Here is a 20,634-nt window from a genome sequence, read left to right as displayed (position 1 = left end):
CTCTCTGTTAGACCAGCATTGACGTAGCCGCTCCCTGCCGTTGCCAATAGTCCCAGAAGGGCTGGGGACGATCGATCATCTGGCGCCTCGTATGCTCGTAGAAGCCGCAGGCGCTCTGGCCGGAAAGCGTCTGAAGCCCGTCTGCGTCCGAGCGCCTTGCCTGCTCGAGCCAAAGGAACCAGGAGAGGTAGTGGTCCAGCCACTTGGTGGATACGCCGTGGAATGGGGCAAGGAAGATGCGCAGCCTCTGGTGCATCGCGTTGACCATGCCAAGCTCGCCGTCCTTCTGCAGGCGCGTGTCGGTGGCGGCATGCTCGGTGATGCCGAGGGCGGGAAGCACGCGCTTGTAGCCCTGATGGGCGTCGGTCGCCACCCAGGTGCCAGGACCGAGACCCTTGATGGCGTCTCTCAGGGCCTCATCCTTCGGCCTTCCCCTGTCGGCCACGCGGCAGAGCTCGTCTCCGGCATCATTGGCTCCGCAGATGACGCAGACCTTGAGGTTGGAGATGCCGCGCGCATGGACGGCGCCGCCGTGCTTGTGAGGCTTCCTCGGCATCTTGGCAGCACTCCTTGCCCTGTTTCCCGTGAGGGACTCGTCGAGGTAGGCGCCGTCTACCTGCCAGGAGACCGAAGGTCCGGTCCTGAAGGCGAGAAGCGAGCGCGCCATGACCTCGCAGAGTCTCATGCGCATGAACCAGGAGGTCCTGAGGCACACATGGCACGTCTTCGCGCACTGCCTCAGGCTTGAGCCCGAAAGCGTTGCTTCCACGAAGAGCGCCCAGGTCGTGGCATCGAGCTTCGAGGCGGCGAGCAGGCCCCTGCTCTTGGACGAGAACGTCCTCCCGCACCCCTTGCAGAGCCAGCGCTGGGAGCCGTCGGCATTGTGCCCTTTCCTGATGAAGGAGGAAGAGCCGCACCGGGGGCATGATCTGGGCGTCGCGCCATCTGCCTGCTTGCCAAGCTCGCGCGCGACCGCCGCCTTCGTGGCACAGATGAGCTCACGCTTCTCCCCGAGGGAGAGCCCCTCCATCTCATGGAGTATGATGTCCAGCATCCCGTCCCCGTCTCTTCGATGTTGATGTTTGGCGACATTCATCCTAGGGCGGGGACGGGACATTATTACGTCAACGCTGGTCTAACGGAGAGACAACTATATACATCACGTAAATAGCATAGATTTATTAACAAGCATGCACGTTGCTGTCGCAAATCTGACAGCAGAAGAGGTATCTGTCCGTTCGTTTGCGTTTCTGGTTGGGGGTCAACTATGAGACACAGGGGAAAAACACTACTACGAGCATTACTGGCCGTCTTTGCTGCGCTCATTGCGTTTGGCGTGACGCCGGCGCTTGCCGCCGAGCCGCCTGCCACCAGCAAGATCGTGACGAGCAACGACGACGGCACGTACACGCTGAGCCTCAGCGTGACGGGCAAGTCGCAGGCGTCGTCGTCTTCGAGCAAGGCCGACGTCATCGTGGTGCTCGACACGTCCGGGTCGATGAGCTATTCCGCTACGGGTGGCACCCGGCTCTCGGTGGCCAAGTCCGCGGTCAACTCGCTTGCCGAGGAGCTGCTCTCCAACAACACGACCGAGAACCCCGATGCCGTGCAGCTGTCACTCGTCACGTTCGCAAACTACGCAACCACGCGCGTCACCAACACGAGCAGCCTCTCGACCTTCCAGAACCAGGTGAACCGCCTCACCGCCACTGGTGGCACCAACTGGGAGGACGCGCTGGCGACCGCCAGCGCAATTCAGACGCGTGACGGCGCCGATGTCTACATCATCTTTGTTTCCGATGGCGACCCAACCTTCCGCAAAACGCGGGGAACGTATACTTGGGGGCAGGACCGGGATGAGTTTGAACGTCATTACTCGAATGGCCACACCTACTATGGCACCGGCAACTCCGACGCCTATGACCTTAACTACGACTACGCCAGGGACCAGGCCGTTGCCATAGCCGGTGAGGGCAAGTCGTTCTTTGCCATTGGCGCCTTTGGCACCGTTTCCAACATGCAGGACCTCGCTGCCGCTACTGGCCAGACGGGCAACTACTACAACGCTGCCGACAGCACCGCCCTTAATGCTGCCTTCGACAACATCATCAACACCATCACGAACAACCTCACGTACAGCAACGTCAAGGTGACCGACGGCATCACGGCGCTTACTGCCACTTCCCTGGAGGGGTCGGCTGACGCCTTTACGTACACCAAGACCAAGGACGGCGAGACGAGCGACTGGCTCGATGCTCCCGCGGCTACATATGACGAGACAAACAAGAACGTGACTTGGGACCTCTCCTCGCTTGGCTCGCTGGAGCATGGTGTCACGTATACCGTGAGCTTCAAGGTCTGGCCGAGCCAGGAAGCCATCACTGAGGTAGCCCGTCTGCAGAACGCAGGAACTACCACCGGCCTGCCCACAGACATTGTCTATGATTCGACCGCTGGTACTTATGGGATAAAGACCAACACTACGGCCAACGTGTCCTACAACCAGACGAGCACTACGACCACCAACGTGTTGCCAACTGATGCCGTGCCGCAGGCTGACGGTACCTGGACCTCGCCCTCCACCGGCCTTACCTATACCCAAGAGTCCTCGGGTCTGTATGTAGCGACTAAATCCGATACTGGCAGCGTGGCCCTTGCCGACCCCGACCCCATGACCGTGGACACTCCCACCATCACCGTTAGTAAGGAATGGGTCGACTCGCTTGACAACGCGGTCAATCGTCCTACCGGTGACGTCTCGCTCGGCGTGCTCCTTGACCGCAAACAGTTCACCACGGTGACGCTCAACTCCGACAATAACTACCGGGCCCAGGTACACGTGCCGTACGGCATCGAGGCCAACGGCGAGGTGCTTACTGCCGGTCGCGAGGTGACCTTCTCCGAGCCTACCATCGACTCCCGCTACGAGCTGAGCTACGAGTCCTTCACCCCCATGATGGTGGATGGCGTGCCCAACTACGCCGATGACGGGTCCACTACCATAACCGCTACCAACACCCTCAAGAGCCAGGTCGAGATTGCAAAGGTTGCCACGTCCGATGACGGCACGTACCCCACGGACGCCAGCTTCGACTTTGACGTCACCGTGACCACTCCGGATAGCTCGGGCGTCTCCTACGCAATCGGCGACACCAAGGGCACGCTTACAAGCGGTCAGGCCACGACCCTTTCCCTCACGGCAGGGCAGAGCATCCTCCTCGAGAACCTTCCCGTTGGCACTACGTATACGGTTGACGAGAAGACCTCGCCTGCTGGCTGGATCTTCTCGTCCGTGGCCACAGGCGGCGCTGGTACCACCTCTGGAGACACTGTCTCTGGCAGCGTGGACCAGGGCAACACCAAGTACTCCGTGACCTACACCAACAAGTTCACGCCGGTTGAGTCCAGCCCTACCGGTGATGGCGGCATCACCATCAACAAGACCCTCAACCCTACCGACCTGACGGCCGGGCAGTTCTCGTTCACGCTCACAGCGCTTGACGGCGCACCTGCGCCTGCTTCGACAGCGGCGACCAACGCGGCAGACGGCTCTGTGAGCTTTGGCAACATTACGTTTAGCGAGGTTGGCACCTACGAGTACACTCTGGCCGAGACCAACGCCGGCGCTGACGGCTACACCTACGACACCCACACCTACACACTGGTGGCAACGGTGACGGCCAACGCCGACACCAACGCCCTCGAGGTGGCGTGGTCCGTCAAGGACAGCACCAGCAAGGACATCACGTTCAACAACACCTACTCCGCCACGGGTACTGCGACCATCAGCGCAACCAAGACCCTCAGCGGGCGTGACATGAATGCCAACGAGTTCGCGTTCAACATCACGGACGCCAAGGGTGGCGTTGTTGCTACGGCACAAAATCCCGCTGCCAGCGACGGCCAGGCCGCAACGCTGGACTTTGGCACGCTGACCTACTCCATCGACCAAGTTAAGCAGGACGTTGCGAGCGGCGTGGCCCAGGTCGGCTCGGCTGCCAATAGCTACGTCTACCGCTACACGGTTTCCGAGAGCACCGCGGATCTGCCCACAAAGGTGACCGCCGTGCAGAGCACCTTCGAGGTCACCGTCGTGATTATCGATAACGGCAAGGGTACGCTCAGCACGCAGGTTGAGTATCCCGGCAACGCCACGGGGCTGTCGTTCCAGAACGTCTACGACGCAGATGACGCGCGTCTAGTGATCTCTGGCAGCAAGGTGCTCGACAACAACGGTTTCTCTGGTCCTGGAGACATCAAGGACAAGTTCACGTTCGAGCTCAAGGATGCCTCGGGCGACGTGATCGGCACCGCCCAGAACGACGCCAGCGGCTCCGTTACGTTCGACGCAATCACCTACACCGCGCCGGGCACCTACACCTACACCATCACCGAGTCCGGTACCGTTGCCGGTGTGACCAACGATGCAAGCACCAAGACGGTGACGGTCCAGGTGACGGATGACGGCCAGGGGCACCTCGTCGCCAAGAAGGTCGACTCCGAGGGCGCCGTAGTTCAGGGTCCGGACTTCACCTTCACTAACACCTACTCGGCTCAGCAGACCACGCTTACCGGCGATACCGCTCTGCGCGCTACCAAGGTGCTTGAGGGTCGCGGCCTCAAGGCTGGTGAGTTTACCTTCACGCTGACCGCTGAAGAGACCGACGCACCCATGCCTGAAGTCACAACGGTCACCAATGACGCCAACGGCAACGTGGTCTTTGGCGACATCACGTACACCGCCCCGGGCACGTATCGCTACTCCATCACTGAGGTCCAGGGCACCGAGGGCGGAGTTGCCTACGACACCGCCGCACGAGTGATCACAGTTGCGGTTACCGATAACGGTCAAGGCAAGCTTGAGGCCTCCGTTACGGGCAACAACCCCACGATCACCAATACCTACACGACCAACGAACCCACCGTTGACCTCACCGCGAGCAAGGTCCTCTCGGGCGCCACGCTCCAGGACGGTCAGTTCGAGTTCCAGGCCAATATTGACGGTATTCCGGTCGACAAGCACAACGATGCCAACGGCAACGTGAGCTTTGGCTCCGTCACTTACACCGTGGACGTCCTTGCCGGCGTTGACGCCGCCAGCGACGGCAGTCGCACCAAGACCTTCTCGTACACGGTCAAGGAGCTCGTGCCTTCTGATGCCGTGAACGGCGTGAAGGATGGTGTCACATACGATCAGAGCGAGTGGACCATCGTGGTGACCGTCAAGGACGACGGCCAGGGCAACCTGACTGCTACCAAGTCCGCCACCAAGACAAACAGTGATGGCACCACCGTTACCAAGGACGTGCCGGTCTTCAATAACACCTACACCGCCAAGCCCGTTATCCTCACCGGCGACACGGCGCTCACGGTGACCAAGCGCGTGACCGGATTCAACAGCTCCGAGGCGTACTCCTTCAACCTTGCGCTCGCCTCTGGCGATTCCGCTGGCGTCAGCTACGCGGACAGCGCGACCACGGCTACGACGTCTGCTTCTATCGCGGACGGTGCCACCCAGGCCGTCTCCTTTGGTGACGTGACCTTCTCCAAGGCCGGCACCTACACCTTCAACGTTACCGAGGCCCAAGGCTCAAAGGATGGCTGGACCTACGACAAGAGCACCCATGCCATCACGGTCAATGTGGTCGACAACGGCAAGGGCCAGCTGGTTGCCACCGTTGCGAGCAACAACCCCACGTTCGAGAACAGCTACGAGGCCGCCGAGTCCGATGGCGTCACGATCACGGCCACAAAGGTGCTCACCGGTTCCCCGCTCATGGCTGGCGAGTTCTCGTTCCAGCTGATCGATGCGGATGGCAAGGTGGTTCGCGAGACGACCAATGCCGCCGACGGCTCCATCACCTTCGACCCCATCACCTATACCAAGCCCGGCACCTACACCTACAACCTCAAGGAGGTCGCTGGAACCAACGCTGGCATGGCCTACGACTCCACCGTCCACACGGTTACCGTTGTGGCCACCGATGACGGCACGGGCCAGATTCACGCCTCTGTCACCAGCCTGGCGCCCACGTTCAACAACAGCTATAAGTCCGGTGTTGACGATCCGGTGATGCTTACCGCCGAGAAGGTCCTCGAGGGCCGCAGGCTCGAGGCAGGGCAGTTCTCGTTCCACCTCTTTGACGAGAACAACCAGCCCGTGGGCGAGCAGGTGACCAATGACGTCTCTGGCTCCATCCAGTTCCCTGCGCTGCGCTACTCGCAGGATGACTTCAACGGCATCGAGCCCGATGAGACGACGGGCGCTCGCACCAAGACCGTTACCTACACGGCGCGCGAGGTTGCGGGCAGCGCGGCTGGCTACACGTACTCCCAGAACGTCGCCACCTACACGCTTGAGCTTGTCGACTCCCATGACGGCAAGATCACGGCAACGCTGAAGGAGGCCGTGAACACCACGTTCACGAACAACTACGAGGCGCAGCCCGTGACGGCCAAGTCCTTCTCGGCAACCAAGGCCCTTGAGGGTCGTGGCCTGGCCGAGGGCGAGTTCGAGTTCCAGCTCACCGCCGCCGAGGGCACGCCCATGCCCCAGGCCACAACGGCAACCAATGCTGCCGATGGCACGGTGGCCTTCTCGCCCATCACGTACCACCTGGGCGATCTTGCTGGCGAGACCTCCAAGACCTTCACGTACACCATCTCCGAGGTCGCAAATGGCAAGGCGGGCGTCACCTACGACCAGACCAAGCACACCGCCTCTGTCACGGTGACCGACAACGGCGATGGCACGCTGAGCGTCTCCGATCCGGTCTACGACGACGGCTCGGCCACCGCGCCCACCTTTACCAACACCTACAAGGCCGCTGCGGTGACCACCGCGCTGCCCACCGTCACCAAGATCGTCTCGGGTGACAAGCCCGACGCGTACCCTACGTTCACCTTTGCGCTGGAGGCGCTGAACGGCTCGATCCTGCCCGATAGCGCCGGCGAGAACGGCGTGACCACGGGCATCATCAACGGCGATGGCGCGGTCTCGCTGGGTTCGGTCACCTTTGATCAGGCCGGCACGTACTCCTACAAGGCGTACGAGGTCGCAGGCAACGCCGAGGGCTGGACGTACGACAACACCGTCTACAACGTGACCTACACGGTGACCGATGACGGCGCTGGCGTCCTGGGGACAAGCACGTCCATCTCCACCTCCGACGGAACCGCTGCCGACGCAGTGACCTTCGAGAACGTCTACACCGCGCCCGCGCCGGAGCCCGAGCCTGAGCCCGAGCCTGCGAAGGATCCCGAGCCGGCAAAGGAGGAGCCCAAGAAGCCGGCCATCCCCAACACCGGTGACGCCACGCAGACCGCCCTGCCCGTTGGTCTTGCGGTTGCCGCAGCGGCAGTGCTCGCAGCTGCCGTAATGGTGAGGAGGAGGGGTCGCCGCAGCAAGTAGCGGTACTCCCGGCACGCAGTAGCACGGTGTCAAACGGCGCCCGCCCCTGACCCCCAGGGACGGGCGCCGCGCTGTGTGGCGCCAACTGTTCTTGAGACAAAGGGACAGTCCCTTTGTCTCATCTTCGCACGAGCGTTGCGACGCACTCTACGTGCTTGGTGTGCGGGAACATGTCCACCGGCTGCAAGCGCTCAAGACGGTAGCCGCCCTCGCGCAGCAGCTCGATGTCGCGCGCCTGCGTGAGCACGTTGCACGAGACGTACGACACGCGCTCGGGCCCAAGCGCGCACACCGCCGAGAGGAACTCGGGCGTCGAGCCAGCCCGCGGCGGATCCATGATCAGCGCGTCAAAGCGCTCGGCACGCCCGTTGCGCGCGGCGGCAACCAGGTACTCCGTGGCGTCCGCCCGCACAAAGCGGCAGCGCTTGTCCAGCCCGTTGGCAATGCCGTTGCGCCGCGCCGCTGCGACCGCGCCGCCAACCTGCTCCACGCCCACGACCTCCACGTCCGGGCACTCGTGCGCGGCGCAGATGCCAATGGTTCCCGTGCCGCAGTACGCGTCAAGCAGCCGCATTCCGGGCACAATGCCCGCCCCGGCAATGGCAAGCCGGTACAGCACCTCGGTCTGCGCTGGGTTTGTCTGGTAGAAGCTCGTGGGCCCAATCTCAAACGAGCAGCCCAGCAGCCGGTCGTGCATGACGCCTGGACCGTACAGCGTGATGCACTGCCGGCCGAGAATCGCGTTGGTCCGGCGTTCGTTGATGTTCTGGACAATGCTTGTGACCTGCGGTTTGTTGCGACGTATGTCGTTCACGAACTTCTCGGCGCGTGGAAGCCTTGGTCCATTGGTAACCACGGTGAGCAGGCACTCCTTGGTGGCGTAGCCCATGCGCACCACGGCATGGCGAAGCACGCCGCACCCGCGGTCCTCCTGGTAGGCTGGGATGCCGCAGCGCTCGGCAGCGCGCGCCACTGCGTTGAGCACGTCTCGTGCGCCGGGGGCCTCTACCAGGCACGACGAGCAGGGCACAATGCGATGCGACCCGGCGGCATAGAAACCGCAGCGCACGCGCCCGCGCGAGCCAGGCGCAAACGGCGTTGCGGCCTTGTGCCGGTAGCCGCGCGGCTCGTCCATGCCGCAGATCTTCTCGAGTGTGGCGTGGTCCCGGCGCACCGCCTGCCCCAAGACCTCCTCGACCAGCGCCTGCTTGCGCTCAAGCTGGATGGGGTAGGGCACCGCGAGCCACTCGCAGCCACCGCAGGACTTTGCGATGGGGCAGGTGTAGGTGCGATATCCCATGGGTCTCCAGTCAACGAGGGCGGTCTGCGCTATGCGTGACTCTCAGCATACACGCACCAAACGCGTTGGGTTCTCGCGCCTCGCCAACTACGTAATCCCAGCGCAGGGGCCAAAATTTCCTTGTATGTTTGCCGCGCCGGGCGTATAGTTCTTTCAGATTTAAACGCAGGTCAAAAATCTGCGTACAGGAAGGCGCATTAGCAAGGGAGCACGTAATGCAGTCAAAGATTGCTCACGCGGCAGAGCGCAAGGCGTTCAGCGTCGCGCTCGACCAGATCATCAAGGCAGCCTCTGGCGATGATCGCGAGAAGAACCTCGACAAGCTCATCAACATGGCCGGCAACCTGCTCAAGGACACCGCCCCCGGTGCCACGCGCGGCCTGAAGGCAGGCCTCTACCCGGGCTCCAAGTGGGAGCAGTTCCTCTGGAGCGTCATTGACGAGACCGACCCGCACGTGCTCAAGACCGTCGTGCTCAACGGCGGCTATGAGGCTGCCTTCCGCGGCCTGCGCAACACCACCGCCAATGCCGACAAGTATCAGTGCAACGTGCCCTGGATCATCATCTTTGACCCCACCAGCGCCTGCAACAAGCACTGCGTTGGCTGCTGGTCTGCTGACTACGAGAAGTGGCAGAACCTCACGTACGAGGAGTGCGACAAGATCATCACGCAGGGCTCCGAGCTTGGCTGCCACCTCTACATGCTGACCGGCGGCGAGCCCCTGGTGCGCAAGAAGGACGTCCTGCGCCTTGCCGAGGAGCACAACGACTGCCTCTTCAACATCTTCACCAACGCGTCCCTCATCGACCAGCCGTTCTGCGACGAGGTCAAGCGCCTGGGCAACATCGTGTTCTCCATCTCGCTCGAGGGCTACGAGAACACCAACGACGCCCGCCGTGGCGAGGGCTCCTATGACGAGGTAATGCGCGCCATGGACCTCCTCCACAAGAACGGCTTGCTCTTTGGTACCTCCACGGCCTACACCCGCGCCAACACCGAGACCGTCACGTCCGACGAGTACCTCGACCTCATCATCAGCAAGGGTGCCCGTTGGGCCTGGTACTTCCACTATATGCCCGTGGGCGAGGGCGCCAACGCCGACCTCATGCCCACCGTCGAGCAGCGTGAGTACATGCTGCACCGCATCCGCGAGGTGCGCGGCATCACCAGCGGCAAGCCCATCTTTGCGATGGACTTCCAGAACGACGGCGAGTATGTTGGCGGCTGCATCGCCGGCGGCCGCGTGTTCTGCCACATTAACGCCAAGGGCGACGTTGAGCCGTGCGTCTTCATCCACTACTCCAACGCCAACATCAAGGACCAGGACCTTCTCGACTGCCTGCGTCAGCCCGTCTTCCAGGCCTATCGCGAGAACTACCCCTGGAACGACAACATGCTGCGTCCTTGCCCCATGCTCGAGAACCCCGAGATGCTGCCCAAGATCGTGCACGCGGCAGACGCCAAGTCCACGGAGTACATCTCGCCGGAGGACGTCGACCACCTTTGCGCGCGCACCACGCCCTACGCCGAGAAGTGGGCGCCCGAGGCCGAGCGCCTGTGGCTTGAGGAGCACCCCACCGGCAAGAAGATCTACGCAGACAAGATGTCCAACGAGAAGATCTCCCTCAAGGCAAAGCTCATCGCCGAGGAGGACGCCAAGGCCGAGGAGGCCGTCAAGCAGGACTAGCTGCGGTTGGTTTGCTTCTCGCGCATTGTGATCGCTGGCCCCGGGCTTCGCGCCCGGGGCTCTTTTCTTGCGGCGGCGCGGCGGCGCGGGTCGATTGCGCCGTTATTTACGCCTGTTGCATCGCGTCTGCGGCGCATGCGCCCACGCTGCCCGATGCGTGAGAATCCGTCGCAGCTCGCGCGGGTAAGGTGAATCCAACGCGTGGCGGATGCCGCGCAATGACAAAGGCACGGTGGCTTCGCCGTTGCGCTTATCCTCGGCGATGCCGCCCTGGCATGCGGCTCGAGGAGGAACCATGGCTACAAAGGGCACTGAGAAGGTCAAGAACGTGGTCCTTGTGGGCCAAGGCGGCGTGGGCAAGACCATGCTGGCCGAGGCCATGCTGCACCTGACGGGCAAGACGACCCGTCTGGGCGGTCACGCCGGCACCAAGCCCACGCTTGATTACGACGCGGAGGAGGGCGAGCGCGGCTTCTCGATCTCCACCACCATTGCCCCCGTCGTCTGGGGAGATACCCGGATCAACGTGCTTGACGCGCCCTGCTACCCCGACTTTGTCGGTGACGCCTATGCGGCCATGAGTGCGTGCGAGACGGCGCTTTTTGTGGTTGATGCGGCGGGCGGCCTTGGCACCGTGACCACGCGCTTGTGGTATGCGGCCGAGAACCTCTCGCTTGCCCGCGCCATCTTCGTGAACCGCTGCGATAGGCCGGACGCGGACTACGACGTGACGCTTGAGGCGCTGCGCGAGCACTACGGCAACAACCTGGGCGCGGTCACCATTCCCATGGGCACCGGCGACGCGTTTGGCGGCGTCATCGACGTGGTCCACATGAAGGCACGCCACCTCGAGGGCGGCAAGCCTGTGGTGACTGACGTTCCGAACGAGTACAAGGACGCCGCCGACGAGGCTCGCGCCAGCCTCACCGAGCTTGTAGTCGAAGCTGACGATGAGCTCATGATGCGCTACCTCGAGGGTGGAGAGATCACGCAGGCCGAGCTCGAGGGACTTCTCGGCAAGGCCATGGCCGAGCGCGTGTTTGTCCCCGTCTTTGCTGGCTCCTGCGTGCGCGAGGAGGGCCTCTTCTCGCTTATGGACGCCATTGTTGGCTGGTTCCCCACGATGGCGGACTTTGGTCGCATCCCGCTGGTCAATGGCGAGCAGCTTGACATCTCACCGGACGACGACCGCCCCGTTGCCTTTGCCTTCAAGAGCCTCAACGACCCGCAGAACGGACGCCTCTCCTTCCTCAAGGTGCTGGCTGGCACCCTCACGCAGGGCATCGAGCTCACCAACGCGCGCACGCGCAAGACCGAGCGCCTGGGGCACCTCTATCTCATGTGCGGTCGTGAGACCGAAGAGGTTCCTTCTGCGGCGGCCGGCGACATCGTGGTGGTGCCTAAGCTCGAGGCCATGACAGGCGACACGCTTTCCGTCACCGGCAAGGTCGAGGCTGCGGCGTTCCGCTTCCCCAACTCTCTCTACCGTATCGCAATCGAGCCCGATAAGCGCGGCACCGAGGGCAAGCTGTACGCGTTTCTCGAGAAAGCAGCCGATGCCGACCCCACGCTCAAGGTTGAGCGCGACGAGGACACCGGTCAGACGGTTATCTCGGCCATTGGTGAGGCACAGGTGAGCGTGCTGCTTGATCGCCTCGAGGATCGCGCGGGCGTGACGGCACACACCGTGGCTCTGCGGATTCCGTATCGCGAGACCATTCGACGCGTGGCTTCTGCCCAGGGTCGTCACAAGAAGCAGACCGGCGGCGCTGGCCAGTACGGTGACTGCTGGCTGCGCATCGAGCCCAACCCCGGTAACGGCTACGAGTTTGTGGACGAGGTCGTGGGCGGGCACATTCCGCGCGGCTTTATCCCGGCCATCGACAAGGGCGTGCAGGAGACCATGCGCGAAGGCGTGCTGGCTGGATACCCCATGATCGACGTCAAGGTTGCCGTGTACGATGGCTCGTATCACCCCGTGGACTCCAACGAGATGGCGTTCAAGACGGCGGCACGTATTGGCTTCCAGAAGGCCGTTGCCCAGGCCGAGCCGGTGCTTCTCGAGCCTATGGCGCACCTGCGCATCACCGTGCCAGACAGCTACGCTGGCTCCGTGATGGGCGACGTTTCCGCCTCGCGCGGTCGCGTTGAGGGTATGTCCACTGGTACAGGCGTTGCCGCGGGCGAGACTACCATCGAGGCAACCATCCCGTATGCCGAGGTCACGGACTACGCCACGCGCCTGCGCTCGCTCTCGCGTGGTACGGGCGAGTTCGAGATGGAGCTCTCGGGTTACGAGCAGGTGCCGCATGACATCCAGGCAAAGCTTGCTGCCGAGTACGCCGAGAAGCGCGCCGCCGGGGAGAAGTAGTAGGCTCGTACGCTTACAATATTTGAACTCAGTGCCGGCCAGCAATTTGCTGGCCGGCTGTTTTGTGTGCATGCGAGGGTGTGTCACTCGTTAACGATAGACGCCGAAAGGTGGAATTCCTCCCGTGAGCTGGGCATGAAGCTCGGCGTTCTTTCGTTGCCACAACGGGTCATCCATGAATGAGGTATCTTCTCCGAGGAGCCTCCCGAGCTCTCGTCCAATCTTCTGGAATCTATGGACATCATAAATGTCTGCGCAAGTCACGTGCAGTACGGTCCAGTCATCCGGGCCTTCGTACGGCTTTGATGCGGGATCGTCCACTATTTCCAACGCGACCCTTGCTTCCGGCCAATAGAGCGCCATGGTAATTCCTCCTTACTCTTGGCTTTACGATGGTCCAAGCATAGGGGATGGCACTTGCATCTTACTGACTGTGCACATACCACTTTCTGACACATAGCTGTCACGCAGTAGCATCTACCTTGTATTTTCCAAAATATTGCTTAACGAGAGATGGGGATAAGAAAAATTACTTGATGTAATTAGTGATACATTCATCCCAAGGGAATGCCAAGGAACATCGCTAGGGGAGGGCAACATGGACACCAAGGCAATCTGTGTGGGGTCGAGTTCGGCGCTTCGCTTCTGGCGGTCAGCGCGTTCCGTGGGCGGTACCGTGCGCGAGGATGAAATCGCTTCGGCTTTTGGGTCGCGAGCTTTTGATATCACACGACAAGTCGCTCGCGCCCGCGACCTATGTCTGTGCGAGGAAAATCAGCCCCTAGATCTTGTATTTGGTGGTTCCTTTGGTCGATGCTTCGTTGCAAATGTAGACATTCATAAATGGCGAGCACCTCTTGGGTCCAAACAGCTCATTGAAGCGGGGGATGGCATCTATATATGCCGAGCCCCTGTGGTGATTGCTCAGCTCGGCCTTACCCTCGATACGGTATCTCTGGCGCAAGTTGCCTGTGAGCTTATGGGGACATACGGCTTGGTTCCGTGGACAGATGAGGGCGTTGTTTGGGATGTTGACCCACTTGTAAGCTACGCTGAGTGTCGAGAATACATATCGGCTGCCCGTGCGCTCCGAGTTCGCGGGGCAACGGGAGCAAGCGACGCACTGCAAATTGCTGTCCCCGATTCAAATTCTCCTCGCGAAACCGACATCGCAATCTACTTCCAGTTGGGAAGGCCAAGCGGCGGTGCGGGCCTTGGCGGATTTGAGATGAATCGGAAATTACTCGTGCCTCAGGAGTACTGGCCCCTCGCAGGCCAGCGTTCCATTAAGCCAGACTTCTGTTGGAAGAACGCTAGAGTCGCCTGCGAATATGACAGCGACGACAACCACCTCAATTCAAGCCAAAAGACGAAAGACGAGCGTCGTCGTGCGACTCTGGAAGCCATGGGTTATAAGGTAATGACTCTTACAAATGGCATTCTTAAGAACGGGGAAGCGCTCAATGCATTTACTGCTGAGCTCGAGCAACAACTTGGTATTCGTCGCAACCCCATGAACGCGAACATGCTCGCCCGGCGCCGAGATTTGTGCGAAAGGCTGTTCGGCACCACGATGTAAGCCTGGTCGTTGGCGGGCTAATGCTGGGGCCTTCCATACGTGCTGCGTGTGGTTCTTGCACAAAAACGCCCTATCGGACGGTCAAATCGATGCCGTTGCATAAAAAGCCTCTATCGGACGGCCGCCTTGGAGCCGAAACATCAAGCATCTAAATAAACATACATGGTTCTGGATATAATCGTCTAAAATTGCAAAATTTTGAAAATGTAGTTAATAGTTTGATTTCGAGCGAACGTTGCTGCCGTCCGATAGAGGCTTTTTATGCGGGGACAGCAAGAATTCCGTCCGATAGAGGCTTTTTATGTAACGGAGCCGAGTTCGATGCAAATCCCTCCCGCGCGTTGCGCGGGAGGGGGCGGGGCACCTGCGGTGCCCCGCCCTAGGACGCTTCGAGGATTCCTATCAGCGCTCGGTGGTCCGCTCCGCTGACAGCCACCGCTTCAAGGTTGCTCACCACAATGCCCGAGGACTTTGAATACACAAAGTGGTCGATCTCGATGAGCGAGGGAACTTTGCCGCTTGAGGGGTACGTCATGTGGAACCCCTGTCCGCTCTGTTCCCCGGCATCCACAAACGTATCACCAAGAAGCTCGCGGAAGCGCGCGTGATCCCACGTCGAGTTGAAGTCACCGCACAGCAGGTAGGCGTGGTTGTACCCAGAAAGCGACTGGATGACAGAAAGCCCCTGGCTCCACTCGTTCTGGGCGCCGCGCACGGGCGAGTTGGGGTGCACCGCCACGATGCGCACCGTTGTCTCACCCACCACAATATCGGCCGCTGGCATCGAGCTCGTGTTAATGGGGAGTAGGTTGGTGGACACATTCGACATGGGCGCCGCCGTCCAGATGCCGTTGCGCCCTCCGTTGTTGATTTCTGACGCCGCATCGGAAATCACGTGGTATGGCAGGACGGTATCGAGCCCCGCCGTGCTCAGCGCCTGCACCTCGGCATCCGTAAGCTCCTCCAGGCAGAGGACCTCCACGTTGTAGCTCTTGACCAGGGCGACGATTTCTGCCGCGGAGGCGTTTCCGTTGTACGTGTTGAGCGTCATGATGCGCGCGGCGTTATCGCTGGTAGAGGCCGACGCCTGCACACTCGTTATCGCTGAAGAGCTCACGCGCGACGTTGGGACAAAGTACCCGATGTGCCAGGCGGCAATGGTTGCGAGAGCCGCTGCGCTCACAACGAGCAAAACCCGGCGTCGCCACAGCGCAGCCAGAACCAGGCATGCGAGCACCGGCACAAAGAGAGCCGGAACAAATGAGACGAGCTCCGGCACCGCGCGACCATCGGAGTACGATGCCGGAAGGCACCTGATTGCCATTAACCCCAGGCACGCGAGCATCACCAGCCACAAGATAAAGCTCAGAAACCCGTGCCGGGCCCGTTTTGGGCGGCGCCTCGGCTTTTGAGCTCGCGCATCGGGCCTCCCGGTATACCCGGCATATCCGTTTTCGCTGGCTGTCGCATATCCGTGCTTTGCACTGGGAGAATCTCTCCGATACAGGCTGGGCTGCGTGCCATCCATGCGGGCCCCGGGAGCAGCAACAGGCATGACGCGGGTATGTCCCGCCTCTGCGCTGGTGCTTGCTTGGTCATACGATATGGGCCCAAGTCCGTCTTCGGCGTCTCCCATCTCCATTGCCCAGTCAACGTCGGGAATGGGATCAAGCGGATCCCGCGTGCTGTCGGTGTCTTCGGCCACGGCGCTCCCTTCGCTGGTCGGCCTTTGGGCCACACATCGTACCAGCCGCATATGGCACCCTCGCGAACGCATAAAGCCGATACGAACCATTGGGTTAAGACTCGTGCGTAACTCCGCGTCCAACGGGTATTTCTTATAGAATTAGAAAACAGCCGCGGCTGCCGCCACCCGGCCTGCAGCCGCACCCGCGTCGTCCAAGGAGGTTGCGCACTCGCGCATGGACATAGCCTTATCGATTCTCGTCACGTTTCTGCTTACCCTTGTGAACGGGTACTTCTCGATGTCGGAGATGGCACTTTCTACAGCGCGGAAAGTGCTGCTAGACCATGACGCCGAGGAGGGTGACGCCAGGGCGGCCACTGCGGCAGACATGATTGAGGACCCCACGCAGTTCCTCGCCGCCATCCAGGTTGCCATCACGCTTGTTGGGTTCTTCTCGTCTGCGTTTGCCGCAACCAGCCTCTCCGAACCGCTTGGCCTGTGGCTCTCTAGCTTTGGCATGGACGTCAGCATCGCAAACGGCCTGGCCACGGTACTCATCACCCTCATCGTGTCGTACTTCTCCATCGTGGTGGGCGAGCTCGTGCCCAAGCGCATCGCCATGGCCGACGCCGAGGGCGTCTCCAAGCGCGTCGCCGGCTTCCTGCGCGGGTTCTCGCATGCCGTCAAGCCGCTGATCTGGCTCACTTCCGCAAGCGCCAACGGCATCGCGCGTCTGCTGCACGTGAAGTCCACCGAGGATCGCCAGGAGGTCTCGGAGGACGAGATCAAGTACATGGTCACCGACTCCGACGAGCTCTCCGACGAGGAGAAGTCGATGATCCACGAGGTCATCGACCTGGGCGACACCATCGCCCGCGAGGTCATGGTGCCGCGTGTGGACATGTGCGCCATGCGCGAGGACGCCACGCTCAACGAGGTGCTCTCCGTCATGCGTCGCACCGGCTTCAGCCGCATCCCCATCTACCGCGGCAACGTCGACCGCATCGTGGGCATCGCCCACATCAAGGACCTCATCTCGCCCATCATCGATGACGGCCGCGGCACCGAGAAAATCTCGCGCCACATGCGCACGCCGGACTTCGTGCCCGATACCAAGGACATCATCCCGCTGCTCTCCGAGATGCAGTCGAGCCACGACCAGATGGTTATCGTGGTGGACGAGTACGGCGGCACGGCCGGCGTCATCACGATCGAGGACATCGTCGAGGAGATCGTGGGCGAGATTGAGGACGAGTTCGACCCCGACAACAAGTACCTCACCAAGCTCTCGGACCGCGAGTGGCTTGTCGACGGCCGCTTCTCGCTGGACGACGCCATCGACCTGGGCTGGCCCGTGGAGGACAACGAGGAGTACGAGACCATCGCCGGCTTCATCACCGACACGGCCGACAAGCTCCCGCACCCCGGTGACGTCATCACCAAGGACGGCTACACCTTCCGCGTGCAGTCCATGCGCGGCCGCCGCGTGGCCATGCTCCGCGTGACGGCGCCCGAGCCCACGGAAGAGGAGTCGCCCGCGCAAGACGAGCAGCCCGAGGCCCCCGAAGACAGCAAGGACAAGGCGCCCGAGAAGGACGAGGCCACCGCGCCTGCTTCAGAGCCCGCCGAGAAGCCCGCCCCTGCCGCGCAGCTCCAGTCCCGCGTCGCTAAATTGCGTGAAAAGTCGCAACATCAGGCCGACTCGGGCGAATCGCGCGGCGAAGAAGGGGAACAAGGCGCCTAAGGGCAGCGTTTGGCCGCGCTTTGGTTGGGCTCTACCCTGCGCGTTGCCGCCCGGCGCGCGCCGTCCGGCCATGCGCCGACGGCTCAGTCTGGGTTTTAACTACAATGGAGCCTAGACTAGACCGCCTGTCCGCACTCGCGGGCGCAAAAGAAGGGGAGCCGCACGATGGCCCAGCTCGTGGAAATCAAGAAGGTCACGGTAGGGCCGAGGGACCTCGACGCCCTTGTTGAGATGGCCCCCGATGCCCCGCTTATGACCAGCGAGGATATCGAGGCAACCGCGCGCGTCTTTCATCTCATGCCCGAAATTGCGGACCACGTGTGCATGGGTGACGCTGGTCGCCGCTTCCGCGACTCGATGGGTAACACCGAGCTCGCGCACCTTCTCGAGCACATGACGGTCGAGCTTCTCGCGCGAACCAACATTGCCGGCGACATCACCTGCGGCCGCACCTATCCCGTGCCCGGCAACGAGCGTGCCTTTGACGTGGTGTTCCCGTGCCCCGATGACGTCCTGGTGACCTCCGCGCTCTCGAGTGCCGTGTGGATCATGGAGTGGGCGTTTACCGGCGGTGGCGAGCCCGAGCCCGACGTCGACGCCATTGTCGATGGCATCGTCAACCTGGTACAGAGCGTCTCGGAGCCGGCCGATGGCGGAGACGAGGCTGCCGAGCAGGGCGCTGCCGAGGACGGCGCCCCGGACCAGCACCCCGTGCCGGATGAGGCCACGCTTGCCGAGGAACCCGTGTCCCCCGAGGAGCCCGCGCCCGCCGCAGCGCCCGAGGCCCCCGCAAGCCCCGAGTCCACGCTCGTCTCGCCCGCCCCGGTGCCCGCACCTGGCGCTCCCGCCCAGGACGAGGAGCTCGACGAGCCGGACGACATTGCTGCCGAGGCTCAGCCCGAGCCCGCGGCACCCGATGCCGACCTGCACGACCAGGGCGACTGGGACATGGACAACATGCCGCGCCCCCGTCCGGTGAGGTAGTACGCTCCAAAAGGTACTTCGCTCGCGCCACTCGCTGGCCGAACTTGTGGTTGGAAGCAAGAGGGTCGCATCTGCGTCCCAAAACGACAGGAGGATGTCATGAGCAAGACCGCTAGTTTCATCCTTGGCAGCATCTTTGGTGCTGCTGCAGGCGTCGTCGCCGGCATGATGCTGGCTCCTCGCCCCGGTGCGGAGAGCCGCGCTATGGCCGCCGACGCCATGAACGACGCGTGGGACTCTGCCGTTGACACCTACGAGCGCGGCGCGCGCAGCGTCTCGGACCGCCTGGGCGACGTCCGTCCTGGCGTCGACGCCAAGACCGACGAGCTCCGCGCCAAGGTCGACCTTGCTCGCGAGCGCATGGACCAGCTTCGCGACTCGCTCTCCGAGGCGGTCTCCAGCACGTCCGCGCAGGTCTCCGATGCCGTGAACACCGTGACCGACCGCGTCTCGAGCATGGCCGGCGATGCAGCCGCCGCCAACGAGTCCGCCGCGCAGTCCGTGCACGTCGAGGTTGTCGACAACGCCGAGAAGCCTGCAGAGTAGGCTGCTCATCTCGCTAGGCTCGCGAGAGCGGCGCATGAGTGCGTAACATGGCGGGGTGCCGGAGGGTGCCCCGCTACCTTGTTTGGTACCCGTGCTGCCGAGCGGCACAGTCACCGCGCGCCTTAGGCACACGGGCGGTAGGGGGAGAGATACCGTGACCAAGATCAGCGACATGCAGGGCAAGAAGGTCTTCATCACCAAGAAGGCCCGCGCCAAGAAGCCCAAGAAGGGCGAGAAGGCACCCGAGGGCGAGCAGAGCGGTGAGCGCCTCTCCAAGCTCGGTAAGATTCACATGGCCGTGTTCACGCCCAACGGCCGCTCTATGGTGGGCTACCTGGTGGCTCGTCCGGATGTGGCGGGCATGGTCAAGCGCGAAGACGTCTTTGTGGCGTATGACTCGCTGGCAGCCTGCGAGAAGGGCTTCCGCGTTGTGGACGAGGACAAGGCCTTCGACGACAAGGCGCGCGAGCGTCTGGGCGTGGACTGGGACGCCTGCATCATGTGGGCCGGCATGGACGCCCGCACCGAGTCTGGCCGCGAGCTGGGCTACGTGGGCGACGCGGAGTTCGATGACGCCACGGGCAAGGTGACAAAGTTCCTGGTGGGCGATGGCGGCATGGCCACGGCCCTGGTGGGTTCGGTGGAGATTCCGCCCAGCATGCTAGTGGGCTACTCCAAGGGTCGCATGATCGTGAAGGACGAGGCCTCCAAGCTGGAACTCAACGGCGGCCTTGCCGCCAAGGCGGGCGAGGCCACGGCAAAGGCAAAGATCCGCGGCGCAGAGTTTGGCGAGAAGGCCGGCAAGGCCACCAGCGAGGCTGTTGACAAGGGCTCGTTTGCGCTGGGTAAGGCGCTAGGCAAGGCCAAGCGCGCCATAGACGACGCCCGCACCGAGAACGAGGAGGAGCGTGCCCGCGAGGAGGCCGAGGAGCTGCGTGCCACTGCCGAGAAGAACCAGCTTCCCGCAACCGAGGCAGCTGACGTCCGCGTGTCCGAGCCCACGGCCACGCTGAAGGCCGGTGCCGAGGAGCGCGCGGCCACGTCGTCTGGACCCACGACTTACGCCGTCAAGAAGCCTGCGGCCGGCACTGCGTCAAAGCCCGCCGCCAAGAGCAAGCCCGCCGCAACTGCCACCAAGGCCAAGAAGTCCGCGGCTAACCGCAGTGCCGGTGACGAGGCGGCCCGCGCCCTTGGACGTGGCCTCAACAGCATGGGTAAGATGTTTGGCTCGTTTAAGGACGAGTTTGATAAGGCAAGCAAGTAGGCATTGGGTCAGCCTGTGGCGGCACTGCTCGCCCCGGGCGCCCATACGAAGGGAGAGGGG

General features: G+C 62.4%; 12 protein-coding genes. 8 read left to right on the top strand and 4 right to left on the bottom strand.

The genetic code is table 11. The annotated features are described in order from the left end of the window. Nucleotides 1-7 precede the first annotated feature (7 nt). Nucleotides 8-1,054 (bottom strand): IS1595 family transposase, encoded by a 1,047-nt coding sequence (locus NVS32_RS09980; RefSeq protein ID WP_258499676.1) that lies wholly within the window; start codon nt 1,052-1,054, stop codon nt 8-10. 213 nt (nt 1,055-1,267) lie between these two features. On the opposite strand from NVS32_RS09980, the gene NVS32_RS09975 reads away from it, so the two are divergent. Next, nucleotides 1,268-7,411, top strand: coding sequence for a Spy0128 family protein (locus tag NVS32_RS09975; protein ID WP_258499675.1), 6,144 nt, complete (start codon nt 1,268-1,270; stop codon nt 7,409-7,411). A gap of 118 nt (nt 7,412-7,529) precedes the next feature. Here NVS32_RS09975 and rlmD read toward each other — a convergent pair whose 3' ends face one another. Further along, entirely contained in the window at nt 7,530-8,711 is a 1,182-nt protein-coding gene (gene rlmD, locus NVS32_RS09970; RefSeq protein ID WP_258499674.1) for a 23S rRNA (uracil(1939)-C(5))-methyltransferase RlmD, read from the bottom strand. A gap of 215 nt (nt 8,712-8,926) precedes the next feature. Between rlmD and NVS32_RS09965 the strand changes: the two genes are divergently transcribed. Next, entirely contained in the window at nt 8,927-10,399 is a 1,473-nt protein-coding gene (locus NVS32_RS09965) for a radical SAM/SPASM domain-containing protein (protein WP_258499673.1), read from the top strand. A gap of 295 nt (nt 10,400-10,694) precedes the next feature. Then, the gene (locus NVS32_RS09960) at nt 10,695-12,770 is read left to right on the top strand and encodes an elongation factor G (protein WP_258499672.1); all 2,076 of its coding nucleotides are present in this window, start codon (nt 10,695-10,697) and stop codon (nt 12,768-12,770) included. A 90-nt stretch (nt 12,771-12,860) separates the two neighbouring features. Here the strand turns inward: NVS32_RS09960 and NVS32_RS09955 are convergent, their stop codons facing one another. Then, complete coding sequence (locus NVS32_RS09955; protein ID WP_118343191.1) at nt 12,861-13,133, bottom strand: hypothetical protein; 273 nt, start codon at nt 13,131-13,133, stop codon at nt 12,861-12,863. Nucleotides 13,134-13,368: 235 nt separating this feature from the next. Between NVS32_RS09955 and NVS32_RS09950 the strand changes: the two genes are divergently transcribed. Further along, the gene (locus NVS32_RS09950) at nt 13,369-14,349 is read left to right on the top strand and encodes a DUF559 domain-containing protein (protein ID WP_118156523.1); all 981 of its coding nucleotides are present in this window, start codon (nt 13,369-13,371) and stop codon (nt 14,347-14,349) included. A 379-nt stretch (nt 14,350-14,728) separates the two neighbouring features. On the opposite strand, the gene NVS32_RS09945 is transcribed toward NVS32_RS09950, so the two are convergent. Then, a complete protein-coding gene (locus tag NVS32_RS09945; protein WP_258499671.1) occupies nt 14,729-15,673 on the bottom strand; it encodes an endonuclease/exonuclease/phosphatase family protein in 945 nt (314 codons plus the stop codon). A 598-nt stretch (nt 15,674-16,271) separates the two neighbouring features. On the opposite strand from NVS32_RS09945, the gene NVS32_RS09940 reads away from it, so the two are divergent. The 4 genes from NVS32_RS09940 to NVS32_RS09925 all read left to right on the top strand — a co-directional run bounded on the left by NVS32_RS09940 (nt 16,272) and on the right by NVS32_RS09925 (nt 20,574). After that, complete coding sequence (locus NVS32_RS09940; protein ID WP_258499670.1) at nt 16,272-17,780, top strand: CNNM domain-containing protein; 1,509 nt, start codon at nt 16,272-16,274, stop codon at nt 17,778-17,780. A 165-nt stretch (nt 17,781-17,945) separates the two neighbouring features. Next, nucleotides 17,946-18,764 carry a cyanophycin synthetase family protein gene (locus NVS32_RS09935; protein ID WP_052009753.1) on the top strand — a complete coding sequence of 273 codons (819 nt, stop codon included), beginning with the start codon at nt 17,946-17,948 and terminating at the stop codon, nt 18,762-18,764. Nucleotides 18,765-18,863: 99 nt separating this feature from the next. Continuing rightward, nucleotides 18,864-19,310: a YtxH domain-containing protein gene (locus tag NVS32_RS09930; RefSeq protein WP_032110046.1), complete on the top strand. Its 447-nt coding sequence runs from the start codon at nt 18,864-18,866 to the stop codon at nt 19,308-19,310. 154 nt (nt 19,311-19,464) lie between these two features. Next, entirely contained in the window at nt 19,465-20,574 is a 1,110-nt protein-coding gene (locus tag NVS32_RS09925) for a PRC-barrel domain-containing protein (protein ID WP_233519124.1), read from the top strand. Nucleotides 20,575-20,634 lie beyond the last annotated feature (60 nt).

Origin of the sequence: Tractidigestivibacter montrealensis (assembly GCF_024741235.1) — a bacterium.
Taxonomy (GTDB): domain Bacteria; phylum Actinomycetota; class Coriobacteriia; order Coriobacteriales; family Atopobiaceae; genus Tractidigestivibacter; species Tractidigestivibacter montrealensis.
The sequence above is the reverse complement of the archived record's forward strand: the minus strand, read 5'-3'. Positions and strand labels throughout refer to the sequence as shown.

What these genes read in the sequence shown, in the direction of transcription:
- NVS32_RS09945 (WP_258499671.1), bottom strand. Translation starts at nt 15,673, where the DNA reads ATGGCAATCAGGTGCCTTCCGGCATCGTACTCCGATGGTCGCGCGGTG.
- NVS32_RS09940 (WP_258499670.1), top strand. Translation starts at nt 16,272, where the DNA reads ATGGACATAGCCTTATCGATTCTCGTCACGTTTCTGCTTACCCTTGTG.
- NVS32_RS09965 (WP_258499673.1), top strand. Translation starts at nt 8,927, where the DNA reads ATGCAGTCAAAGATTGCTCACGCGGCAGAGCGCAAGGCGTTCAGCGTC.
- NVS32_RS09930 (WP_032110046.1), top strand. Translation starts at nt 18,864, where the DNA reads ATGAGCAAGACCGCTAGTTTCATCCTTGGCAGCATCTTTGGTGCTGCT.
- NVS32_RS09950 (WP_118156523.1), top strand. Translation starts at nt 13,369, where the DNA reads ATGGACACCAAGGCAATCTGTGTGGGGTCGAGTTCGGCGCTTCGCTTC.
- NVS32_RS09960 (WP_258499672.1), top strand. Translation starts at nt 10,695, where the DNA reads ATGGCTACAAAGGGCACTGAGAAGGTCAAGAACGTGGTCCTTGTGGGC.
- NVS32_RS09955 (WP_118343191.1), bottom strand. Translation starts at nt 13,133, where the DNA reads ATGGCGCTCTATTGGCCGGAAGCAAGGGTCGCGTTGGAAATAGTGGAC.
- NVS32_RS09980 (WP_258499676.1), bottom strand. Translation starts at nt 1,054, where the DNA reads ATGCTGGACATCATACTCCATGAGATGGAGGGGCTCTCCCTCGGGGAG.
- NVS32_RS09935 (WP_052009753.1), top strand. Translation starts at nt 17,946, where the DNA reads ATGGCCCAGCTCGTGGAAATCAAGAAGGTCACGGTAGGGCCGAGGGAC.
- NVS32_RS09975 (WP_258499675.1), top strand. Translation starts at nt 1,268, where the DNA reads ATGAGACACAGGGGAAAAACACTACTACGAGCATTACTGGCCGTCTTT.
- rlmD (WP_258499674.1), bottom strand. Translation starts at nt 8,711, where the DNA reads ATGGGATATCGCACCTACACCTGCCCCATCGCAAAGTCCTGCGGTGGC.